Source organism: Pseudoalteromonas lipolytica, assembly GCF_003515105.1.
Lineage (GTDB): Bacteria > Pseudomonadota > Gammaproteobacteria > Enterobacterales > Alteromonadaceae > Pseudoalteromonas > Pseudoalteromonas lipolytica.
On the sequence record NZ_CP032090.1, the window covers coordinates 2476786 to 2487897 of the forward strand.

The 11112-nt window shown below is 41.9% G+C and carries 8 protein-coding genes; 7 read left to right on the forward strand and 1 reads right to left on the reverse strand.

Going from position 1 to position 11112, the window contains the following annotated elements; genetic code table 11:
• Positions 1-221 precede the first annotated feature (221 nt).
• The 6 genes from D0907_RS11230 (at position 222) to D0907_RS11255 (ending at position 9070) form a co-directional block, all read left to right on the forward strand.
• The gene (locus tag D0907_RS11230; protein ID WP_075593749.1) at positions 222-1652 is read left to right on the forward strand and encodes a peptide MFS transporter; all 1431 of its coding nucleotides are present in this window, start codon (positions 222-224) and stop codon (positions 1650-1652) included.
• Positions 1653-1765: 113 nt separating this feature from the next.
• On the forward strand, positions 1766-4486 hold the full coding sequence (locus D0907_RS11235; protein ID WP_118844474.1) for a metallophosphoesterase: 2721 nt from the start codon (positions 1766-1768) through the stop codon (positions 4484-4486).
• Positions 4487-4799: 313 nt separating this feature from the next.
• Complete coding sequence (gene hppD / locus D0907_RS11240; protein WP_036969124.1) at positions 4800-5846, forward strand: 4-hydroxyphenylpyruvate dioxygenase; 1047 nt, start codon at positions 4800-4802, stop codon at positions 5844-5846.
• A 143-nt stretch (positions 5847-5989) separates the two neighbouring features.
• Entirely contained in the window at positions 5990-7303 is a 1314-nt protein-coding gene (gene fahA / locus D0907_RS11245) for a fumarylacetoacetase (protein ID WP_065978848.1), read from the forward strand.
• A 140-nt stretch (positions 7304-7443) separates the two neighbouring features.
• A complete protein-coding gene (locus D0907_RS11250) occupies positions 7444-8595 on the forward strand; it encodes a M23 family metallopeptidase (protein ID WP_118844812.1) in 1152 nt (383 codons plus the stop codon).
• A complete protein-coding gene (locus tag D0907_RS11255; RefSeq protein WP_036966948.1) occupies positions 8585-9070 on the forward strand; it encodes a bactofilin family protein in 486 nt (161 codons plus the stop codon). The genes D0907_RS11250 and D0907_RS11255 overlap by 11 nt, the downstream gene beginning before the upstream one ends.
• On the opposite strand, the gene D0907_RS11260 is transcribed toward D0907_RS11255, so the two are convergent.
• Positions 9067-9543 carry a hotdog fold domain-containing protein gene (locus tag D0907_RS11260; RefSeq protein WP_036966946.1) on the reverse strand — a complete coding sequence of 159 codons (477 nt, stop codon included), beginning with the start codon at positions 9541-9543 and terminating at the stop codon, positions 9067-9069. The genes D0907_RS11255 and D0907_RS11260 overlap by 4 nt on opposite strands.
• A 183-nt stretch (positions 9544-9726) precedes the next feature.
• Between D0907_RS11260 and D0907_RS11265 the strand changes: the two genes are divergently transcribed.
• Complete coding sequence (locus D0907_RS11265) at positions 9727-10899, forward strand: multidrug effflux MFS transporter (protein ID WP_118844475.1); 1173 nt, start codon at positions 9727-9729, stop codon at positions 10897-10899.
• Positions 10900-11112: the final 213 nt, after the last annotated feature.

Here is an 11112-nt window from a genome sequence, read left to right on the forward strand (position 1 = left end):
TGGCCTATAACCCTTCCCCTGAACTGAAGGTCTATGTATACTGTAGCGCGCATGTAGCTAGGATAAGGGTGTGTCTCTTACCCTCAAGTTCATAACTTGAACAACAAACCATTATCTTAGCTGCATCACACACATGGCCGCCCGTTCAACAATAAAATACACAGAACGACCAATGAAAAAATAATAAGGCCTCAACAAAAACTTAAAGTTAGGAAGTAAATATGAGTTCATTACCTAAAGCAGGTGACTTTTTAGGGCATCCTAAGGGGTTATTCCTGTTGTTCGGCACAGAAATGTGGGAACGATTTGGTTATTACGGCATGCGTGCCATTTTAGTGCTGTACTTAGTTGCACTTGTTCAAGAAGGTGGTTTTGGTTGGTCAAATGCTGATGCATTGAGCCTTTACGGTACCTTCACTATGGCTGTTTATATTACGCCATTACTTGGTGGTTGGTTAGCTGATAACGTGCTAGGTCAGCGTAAAGCAATTATCCTGGGTGGTTTATTAATGGCTGCTGGCCATTTTACCATGGGTATTCCTCACAGCTATTTAGCAGGCCAAGAAGAAAACGTTTTCTATCTTGGTTTAACACTACTGTGTTTGGGTAATGGTTTATTTAAGCCAAACATCTCAACAATGGTAGGTGATCTATATAAAGAAGGTGATCAACGTCGTGATGGCGCGTTCACTATTTTCTACATGGGTATCAACTTAGGGGGTGCACTTGGTCCACTTATCGCTGGCTATGCTGCTGCATCAATGGGCTGGCAATGGGGCTTTGTAGTGGCAGGTATCGGTATGGTGATCTCTGTACTAATGCAACTTGCACTGAGCAACAAATACCTAGGTGATATCGGTGTAGTTCCTTCTGCTAAGCTTTCACAAGCACAATCAGAATCAAACACGAAAGAGCCACTGACTAAAGTGGAAACTGACCGTATTAAAGTTATCTTCACAATGAGTGTATTCAGTATCATCTTCTGGATGGGGTTTGAGCAAGCAGGTGGTCTTATGAACCTATTTGCCAACGACTACACTAACCGTATGCTATTTGACTTTGAAGTACCTGCATCTTGGTTCCAATCGTTAAACTCTATTTTCATCATTGTATTTGCACCGCTCGTTGCCATTATTTGGTTAAAACTTGATAAGCGTGAGCCTAACTCACCTGTTAAGTTTGCTATTGCACTTATCTTCTTAGCACTTGGCTTTATCACCATGATTTTGGCACTAATGACGCAAGGTCAAGGCGATAACCTGCAAATCAGCATGATGTGGCTCGTGTTATTTTACTTATTCCATACACTTGGTGAGCTATGTTTATCACCAATTGGTTTATCAATGGTAAGTAAACTAGCACCACTGCGTTTAGCGTCAATGCTTATGGGTATTTGGTTCCTGTGTACAGCTGTTGCAAACAAGATTGCAGGTTTCGTAGGTTCTTTCCTAGGCGAAGGCGAAGCGGCTGTTGAAAATGCAATGGGTATCTTTATTGGTTTAGGTGCGACAGCAATCATCTCTGCTGTCATCATGTACTTATTAAGCGATAAACTTGTTAAGTGGATGCACGGTGCTGAAGGTCAGCATGTGCCTCACACACAAGAACACATTCTTGCAGAAGAGCTAGAAGTGACTGCTGAAAAGCAATAATACGTTTCCCCACAGCGCCTGCTGTGGGGATTTTCTTTCTAAAGGCTACTTCCCCGTCCTCAATACTGATACTATAATCCAACGTTAATCGGTATATCGGCAAGGACGTTACATTGCGCTTTTTAATTCAACTGTCAGTTTTTTTAACTATTTCATTACTCGCAGCCTGCGGGGGTGACAAAACAACAAAAGAAACAGCAGTCCCCCCGACTCAAACCGGGTTAATTATTTCTGCCGATAATGGCTTAACTGAGCAGTTTGATAATGGCAAAGTCATTCTCACAGCCCCAAAGAATACCGTCACAACAGACACAACGTTCACGTATACATCAACAGCTGCGACACCTACCGATACTGACCAAGGCATTGTCTCTGCGCGCTATACATTCAGACCGAATAATGTGGTTTTTTCAGACCCACTAACCTTAGCGATTAAGCTACCAGAGCAACAAGCTGATGTTGTTTTTAGCATCGTAATTTTAAAAAATGAGCAATGGCAGCCCCTTACTACAATAAAAAATGACGATGACTTTGCAGTCAGTCAAATCACTGAGTTTGGCACATTTGCTTTAAAGTCGCGCAGGGTGCCTGCGGTCAGTAAAACGATTGGTGAACAATGTGATGATAACGCAACATCACAAACCGTCCGCTTTATCCATGTAGCTGACTTACATGCTCGCTTTGGGTTTAAAGAGCAGCTTTTTAGTCGTATCCGCAGTTATTACGACAATGCAAAGCAAGCGAACCCAAACACCCTCTTTACGAATGGTGGGGATGACTATGAAAAAGGCACGGTTGCTGAACAAACATCGCAAGGCTTAGCTACGGTTGAAGCCATTAAAGCAATGGCATTTGATGTGAGGGTTATTGGTAACCACGATTACGCCTGGGGTCCTGAGCAATTACTTGATTTTGCCGATGACGATAATGCCATTGTGCTTGCCAGCAACACGGAATACGACGGTAATGCCGACATTGAATTTGCAGCGGTTGATTTTTCAGTGGTAAAGGTAGGCTGTCTGCGTATTGGTTTTTTTGGCATGACTTCGGTGCCATGGAATGAGCTTGATAATCCGATTGAAGATGATCCAATTCCAGATTTTATTGCTAACTTCAAAATGAACTGGCAATGGCAGGAAGTGGCAGAGCAAATCGTTAATCAATATCGACAAGACGTAGACTACATGGTGATGGTAAGCCACCTTGGGGAAGGCACTGATACGCGTATTGCTACCACTGTATCTGGCATTGACTTAGTGCTCGGTGGGCACACCCATGGCGGCGAAAATTATCAAACTCTCGAAAACGGCAGTCTTGTAATTCAGCCAAACTTTTTTGCCCAAGGTCTAACCGATTTAACCTTAACCTTCGACCTTAAAGATAAAAGTATCATCGATGTTGATTACAATACGGTATCGACCAGCGACATAATGACAGTTAGCACAGACACAAAAACAGCAATAGACGAAATTATGGGCCGCTATGCCCCCGACGCCAATACCGAAATTGCTGTGTCTGAAAACTACCCAAGCGCTGAGCAAGTAGCCCTGCTCACAGCGAAAGCAACAAAACAACAATTTGCAGCTATTGATGCAGCCCTTTTTGATGCAAGCCAAGTACAAGATCGCTGGTTGCCCGGCACACTCACACAAGAAGATTTTCATGCCGCGTTTAAAGTTGAGCGCCAACCCTCAAATACATCAGGCTTCAATGCAATTTACCAAGTCAATGTCACAGGCGCTGAGCTTAAAGCCATGGTACAAAGCCAACCTGAGTGGGTTTACTTAGCCCCTGCGAGTATTGACGATGCTGCACAGTATCAAGTGGCACTTTTTAAAGGCCCTGCCCTCAATAGCACCTTATTCTTCCCGACTGTGCCAGCATTAGAGGCAAATTTATTGGCCGAAAGTTGGTGGATACTGGATAACTATGCCCGTTTTCGTACCAGCCAGTGTTTATATTTAGACACAGAGAATACACTGAGTGCCTGCGAAAATGAGGATGTAGTCACTGTCTGGAATTTTAATGATCCGAGCCAAGGGTTTAAAAGTGACTTAGGTCCCGCAACTCTTAACTTCTTCGACCCAGAACAACGTAATTGGGGAGAAGAAAACAGCCAATTTTCGACGACCAGCGCATTACAAATTGCTGATTTAAAAGACGGTACCTCAGGGGTATTAGCGTTTTCTCGGCACAGTCCAAGTCAAGGCTTACTACTAACAGCAAATAGTGCTGCCAATGGCGACTTTACCAATGACGGATTGATTGCCGATTACACACTCGTCATGGATTTACTGTGGCCTGAACAAAGCAGTCAACAATGGCGCGCTCTGTTACAAACCGATATCACTAATATAAGCGATGCCGACTTATATACGAATAAAGCTAACGCGATAGGTATTGCTACAACTGAGAGTGGTTACTTTGGTAACCTAAACGCTGGTGAGTGGCATCGCCTTGCTTTTGTATTCTATGCAGCGCCGACTAACGGAGCACTAAAAATTTACCTAGATGGTAAGCTTATCGGTGTGAAAGACGAAGGCGAAATAAACCAGCGCTGGGCGATTGATAAAGCAACCTTACTGCTGACCGATAATGACTATGAAACGGAGCCTGGGTATTTAAATGCGCTGCTGTTTGCAGGCCGAGCCATGACAGACAATGAAATAGCCACCTTAGGCGCAGCAAAACAACAATTGAATTATGTCCGTTCAACACGCATCTTAAATCACGTTGTTGAACGTCATTACCAAACGGCACCACAAATAATGAATAATCCGTGGTTACAGCAACGCAGTAAGTTTTTTAACAAACAACGCCAAAGTGTAAACTAATTAATACACACAAGCTAAATAAAAAGGCCAATATTGGCCTTTTTAACTCCTTTAAAAGAAGCATTTAAAGCATTTAAATTCAAAAGCTTAACAACAAAAAACAGTGTGCATCATGCGTCCTATTAAGCCTTTCTATTTGCTTAAGCCTAGGGTGATTGTTGAAATTAAAATCATTGTCCCATTTAATTTACAAAACACACCGTCGCTAAATAAGCCTTAGATCTTCCCCTTATCGGTTTTCTGGTTAATCATCCGCTCATTACACAACAATAACTTTTTTAGCGCAGTGCTTATAATTGCGGGAGTAATGACAATGAGCGAAGTAAATAATCCGTTAGGTTTAGTGGGCATTGAATTCACTGAATACGCAACACCTGATGCAGATTACATGGACAAAGTATTTACTGATTTTGGTTTCTCAAAACTCAAAAAATTCAAAGGTAAAGACATTGTTTACTATAACCAGCACGACATTCATTTCTTACTAAACAATGAGCGTGAAGGTTTCTCAGCCGAATTTGCTAAAAGCCACGGCCCAGCAATCTGTTCAATGGGTTGGCGTGTAGAGAATGCTCAAAAAGCATTTGAAGTAGCGGTTGAACGTGGCGCAAAACCTGCCACTGATTCAGCACACAAAGACTTACCTTACCCTGCAATTTACGGTATTGGTGACAGCTTAATCTACTTCATCGAACAATTTGGTGACAAAGGTTCAATCTATGAGTCTGATTTCGAAGACTTAGAAGAGCAAAACGTTGTTGAAGACAAGGGCTTCCTTCGTATCGACCATTTAACAAATAACGTCTACAAAGGCACCATGGAAACATGGGCTAACTTCTATAAAAATGTATTTGGTTTTACTGAAGTTCGCTATTTCGACATTAAAGGTCAAAAAACAGCGTTATTATCTTATGCACTTAAATCACCGTGCGGAACCTTCTCTATTCCAATCAACGAAGGTAAAGATAACAACAACAACCAAATCGATGAGTATCTAAATGAGTACAATGGTCCAGGTGTACAACACTTAGCATTCCTAACGAATGACCTAGTAGGTTCACTTGATAAGCTAGACCAATCAACAATTGCAACGCTAGATATCATCCCTGAGTACTACGACACCATTTTTGACCGTGTACCTTGGGTTAAAGAAGACAAAGAAAAAATCCGTGAGCACCAAATTCTTGTCGATAGCCAGAGCGAAAACTGCTACTTGTTACAAATCTTCTCGAAGAACCTTTTTGGTCCTATCTTTATTGAGATGATCCAACGTGTAGACGACGGTGGTTTTGGTGAAGGTAATTTCCAAGCATTGTTTGAATCTATTGAACGTGATCAAGAGCGTCGTGGTGTAATCTAAACCACACGTAACCAAAAAAGCAGCGTGTTTAACACGCTGCTTTTTGTCGTTTTGATTTCTGTTTTCAACGTAACTGTTTAAATTGCGCAGATTGCCTCCATATCACTATCTAACACATCAGCGCGAACTAATAAGGAAAGAGTATGAGCCTAATTAACGAAACCCATGATATTAATTTAAAAAGCTGGGTGAGTTCAGCAAACGAAGCGAACTGTGACTTCCCGATTCAAAACTTACCATTCGCAGAAGTTCGTCGTAAAAACTCAGACGAAGCGTTTCGTGGTGCCGTTGCTATTGGCGATCAAGTAATTGATTTAGCGAAAGTGAATGAACTTGGTATCTTCTCAGGTGATGCACAGGTTGCTGTTGCAGCGGCTAGCAAAGCAACGCTTAATGAGTTTATGGGTTTAGGTCAGCAATACTGGTCTGCACTGCGTCTTGCATTATCAAACGCACTTCGCGAAGGCGCCAAAGAGCAAGCTCAGCTTACTGATGCCCTCATTGCACAGGCTGATATAGAATTTGCACTGCCATGTCGCATTGGTGATTACACAGATTTTTATACCTCTATCTACCATGCAACGGCTGTCGGCAGCTTATTCCGTCCTGATAATCCTTTACTGCCTAACTATAAATGGGTACCCATTGGCTATCATGGTCGTTCTTCATCAATTGATGTATCAGGTCAAACATTCCACCGTCCAAATGGTCAAACAAAAGCACCTGACGCTGAAGTACCTTCATTTGGCCCGTGTAAACGCCTAGATTACGAATTAGAGCTTGGTATTTACTTAGGTAAAGGTAACGAGCTGGGCGATGCAATTGCCATCGAAAACGCTGAAAACCATGTATTTGGTTTCTGTGTATTCAATGACTGGTCAGCACGTGACTTGCAAGCATGGGAATACCAACCTTTAGGTCCATTCCTTGCGAAAAACTTTGCATCAACTGTCTCACCATGGATTGTAACAACAGAAGCACTTGCACCGTATAGAACACAGTGGACGCGCGATGAAAATGATCCGCAACCAATGGACTACTTAGAATCGACGCACAACCGTGAATTTGGCGCGTTCGATATTAAGATGGATGTGCAAATTGAAACTGAAAAAATGCGCAAAGAAGGTCACGCTCCAACGTTAGTTTCTAAATCAAGCTTCAAGCACTCATACTGGACAGTGGCACAAATGGTCACACACCACACGGTAAACGGCTGTAACTTCCAACCTGGTGACATGCTTGGTTCGGGTACGCAATCTGGCCCAGAGCACGAAGAAGCGGGTTCTTTATTAGAGCTTTCACGTGGTGGTAAAGAAAAAATCACACTTGAGAACGGTGAACAACGTACTTTCTTAGAAGATGGTGACAACGTTATTATGCGTGGCTGGTGTGAAAAAGAAGGTTTTGCACGTATTGGCTTCGGCAGAGTTGAAGGCACCGTATTACCTGCTAAATAGAAATACTTATCTATTTTCATAAACTAAGGGCATTTTTTGCCCTTTTTTTTGTACTTTTTTTAACTGAGTTACAATTTTTTGCTAGCTTTTTTAGTTCAGATTGCTATCTTAGCTCGGTTATTAGCCGATTTATGTACGCCATGTTAGTTAAACTTAAGTCTTTTTATCGCACGTTTTTTCCAGCTCGACAGCTGCTGATCCGTCAAAACGGCGAAGTAAAACACCTTATATTAGCACCTTGGGTACAATTAACGACTTTACTCGTCGTTTTAACCGCTCTTGTTTGGTTGAGCGTGTCAACATTACAAATCATTTCGCAAGCTGACAAAATGTCTCAAATAGAGCAAACCCAGCTTAGCAAACAACAAGAATGGCAAAAGCAATACCAACAACAGCAAGCCATTTACACAAAACAACTTGAACAATTGGCGGTGTTAGAGCAAAAACAAGCTTTACTGCAAAGCATGATTGAGTCTTTACCTGAGTCAATGAACAAACCAGCATTAAATAATGAGGCTGAACCTACCCTACTGCCGATTCAAGAGAACGCAGACGAGTTTCATGCCCCATTAGAAGACGAGCAACTACCTGCACAGGCAAAACAATACGAAAGCGCCTCAATGCGCATTACACGCCTTAATAAGAGCTATGACTACACCTTCAATTTTTTAGATCAGCAAATTAAGCAACGCCACGAAGAGATTATCGCAATGCTTGAAGGGGCAGGATTAGACAGCGCACTTGCTCGCAGTTCTGTAGCTGAAGATACCGACACTGCACAAGGGGGTCCGTTAGACTTATTTGATGAGTCTAAAATACCCAGTCAATTTTTGGCCATTGCAGACAAACTCTTGGCATTAAACAATTTAGAAAATTTATTAAGTGAACTACCGCAAACACTGCCTGCAGCCGATTACTATATTTCAAGCAGTTACGGTTTACGTAAAGATCCAATGAATGGCCGTCGCGCTTTTCACAAAGGAGTAGACCTGGCAGGTTGGCACAAAACAGAAATTTTTGCGCCTGCTGATGGCACCGTACTTCGCGCAGGTCGCAATGGCGGCTATGGTAATTTTATCGAGCTACAACATAAAAATGGCTTCGTAACACGCTTTGGTCACTTAAATAAAATTAAGGTGAAAAAAGGCCAAACAGTCACTAAAGACGATGTAATTGGTTTAATGGGTAGCACTGGTCGAAGTACCAGCACGCACCTACATTACGAAGTTTTAGTGAATGGTAAACATGTCAATCCAGTTAAAATAACAAAGGCGCTTTCTCGTGTTCGGTAAGAAAAAACAAGCAGCAACCAGCAGTAGCTCATCTTTAAAAAGAACCAACCACACTCCCTCTATCATTGCAGAAGATATGCGTTTGACGGGCTCACTCACCAGCCAAGGTGAAGTTCAACTTGATGGTCGCATTGAAGGTGATTTGCGTGTAAAGCATTTAGTGATTGGCCTAACCGGTATGATTGAAGGCATGATCGAAGCTGATAGCGTGGTCGTCAAAGGTAAAATTATTGGTTCGTTGATTGCAAACAAAGTGATGATTGAAAGTAGTGCCGAAGTGCATGGTGATGTCTTTCACGACACTTTAAGCATTGAAGCAGGTGCAATGATAGAAGGCAGCCTAAAACATCGACACGAAGAAGACAACGTTGCCCCTATTAAACCTGAAGCGGGCGAAGAAAGTACATCCTCGCTGCTAGTCGATGATGACAACGACTTGTCATTTGTTAATAAACAAGCCGCTGACAAGTCTTAACGCTTTTTAGCCGTTATATACATTGTAATGTCTGCGGTGAATACCAATTCATCGCGGCTGTTATACACCTTAACGGGTACAACTAAATCTTCTTTATCTAGCCATTGCCGAGGGAAATCTATCTCAGCCACTGCGCGCATATCACTATCCACTTTTGCTAAATAATTAACCGTCATACTTTTTGGGATCCAACGGTGCGTTTTAGCAGGTACGGTGGCATCAACCATTAGCCCTGCACATAATTCAGCAATATTACACTGAGCAATGGCATGTATCGTACCAATATGATTATGTATCGCACGGCGATTTTTAACCGTTGCACTGCAATAGCCCAATTTCAATTCATTGACGACAGGCTTTATTGAAGCAAAGTAAGGCGCTTTAAAACACACGGCTTTACTAAAAAGCCATTTTCCTTTTGGCAAAGACTGGCACTTCGACCAAATTTTTAACAGATTCGATTGTGAGCTCACGACATCTATCCAATTTTTTTATTAGAAATAAAAACTAACACATCAGACCAGATAGCGAAATGAAAATTTAAAGTAACCATTACTCGCGCAAACATAATGACAACGTATGTATCACACAATAACCCGCATCAACGCTTTTCTTTTCTTTAAGGGGCACATAAAATACCGTTTTAAGGAGAGCGAATGCAGTCACGCCAGCACAAAAACCCCAGTTTACTATTCATCTTAGGCCTTCTGGTTATCTTTAGCCCGTTAGCTATTGATATTTATTTACCGGCTTTTCCAACTATTGCAGACCAGTTTCATGCATCGGAGAAACAAGTACAACAAACCGTCGCAATTTTTATGCTGACCGTAGGACTTGGGCAGTTAATCGCAGGTCCTTTAGCAGATAAGTTTGGCCGTAAACCTGTCGCCATTGCAGGAGTAACTTTATATGGTTTGGCTGCGTATGGCGCTTACCTATCTCCTGACTTTACCAGTCTTATGATCGCAAGAGCACTGCAAGGCTTGGGCGCCTGTGCAACCTTTGTCGTGGCATTTGCCATAGTTAGAGACAGATTTGGCAGTGAGCGCAGCGGTCAGATAATTACTTACCTCAATGGTATCGTGTGTTTTATCCCTGCCCTCGCCCCTATTTTAGGTGCATGGTTAACGGTGCAATTTGGCTGGCGTATGAACTTTTTATTTATGGCTGCCTTTGCCCTCGCAGGCTTACTTATTACGCTAATACTTTATAAAGAAACACGCCCTGCCGACAGTGTATACAGTGGTCACATTCTTGATTTACGGCGCTTTATTCCCATAATCAGCACCCCTCTGTTTTTATTTCATAGCTTAATTTGTTTAGTGACTATGTCAGCAATTTTGGTGTTTGTAACCTTAGCACCCGGCTGGCTTATTACTGAATTAGGCGGTAGCGTCAGCGATTTTACTTTTTGGTTTACCTGTAACGCCGTGCTTAGCATTCTAGCTAGTTTCATAATGTCTCTGTATATAAAGCGACAACCTAAACGCGCATTAAAAATTGGCCTTATGTTATTAGTGCTCTCTGGCGGTTTAATGCTCATTTTAAGCCAGCAGCGTAGCGCTATTGCCCTCATGTTCCCCATGTTTATAGCTGCATTTGGCTTTGCATTAACTTTAGGGTCATCAGCCGGTAGAGCGTTAAGCTTATACCCAAAACAAGCGGGGACTGCATCTGCACTTATTGGTTTAATGCAAATGAGTGGCGCAAGTTTACTGGTGTTTATAACACAGTATTTAAACTTAGCTACGCCCGTTTTAATCGGTGTGCACTTCTTAATGCTTATACCCTTTGCTTATTTACTCTTAAAACATAAACACTTGTCATAGAGTTTAGTTCACATTCGTTACCAAATACGGGTAAATGAGAATAGTTATATTCTATTTACCCGTTTAGACTTCTCAATATAACATTAGGTTATAAAAGACCTGTTTCTAGAATTTTTTGTTCCGTTTTTATGGATAATTTTACTTGTACCCACGGTTTTATTAAATTACTGTTTAACTAAGTTAACATTTAGTTAACTCAATAACACGTTTGGG

Bases quoted from the DNA above. Each gene is read 5' to 3' on its own strand.
- D0907_RS11265 (WP_118844475.1), top strand. From the start codon at position 9,727: ATGCAGTCACGCCAGCACAAAAACCCCAGTTTACTATTCATCTTAGGC.
- hppD (WP_036969124.1), top strand. From the start codon at position 4,800: ATGAGCGAAGTAAATAATCCGTTAGGTTTAGTGGGCATTGAATTCACT.
- D0907_RS11230 (WP_075593749.1), top strand. From the start codon at position 222: ATGAGTTCATTACCTAAAGCAGGTGACTTTTTAGGGCATCCTAAGGGG.
- D0907_RS11250 (WP_118844812.1), top strand. From the start codon at position 7,444: ATGTTAGTTAAACTTAAGTCTTTTTATCGCACGTTTTTTCCAGCTCGA.
- fahA (WP_065978848.1), top strand. From the start codon at position 5,990: ATGAGCCTAATTAACGAAACCCATGATATTAATTTAAAAAGCTGGGTG.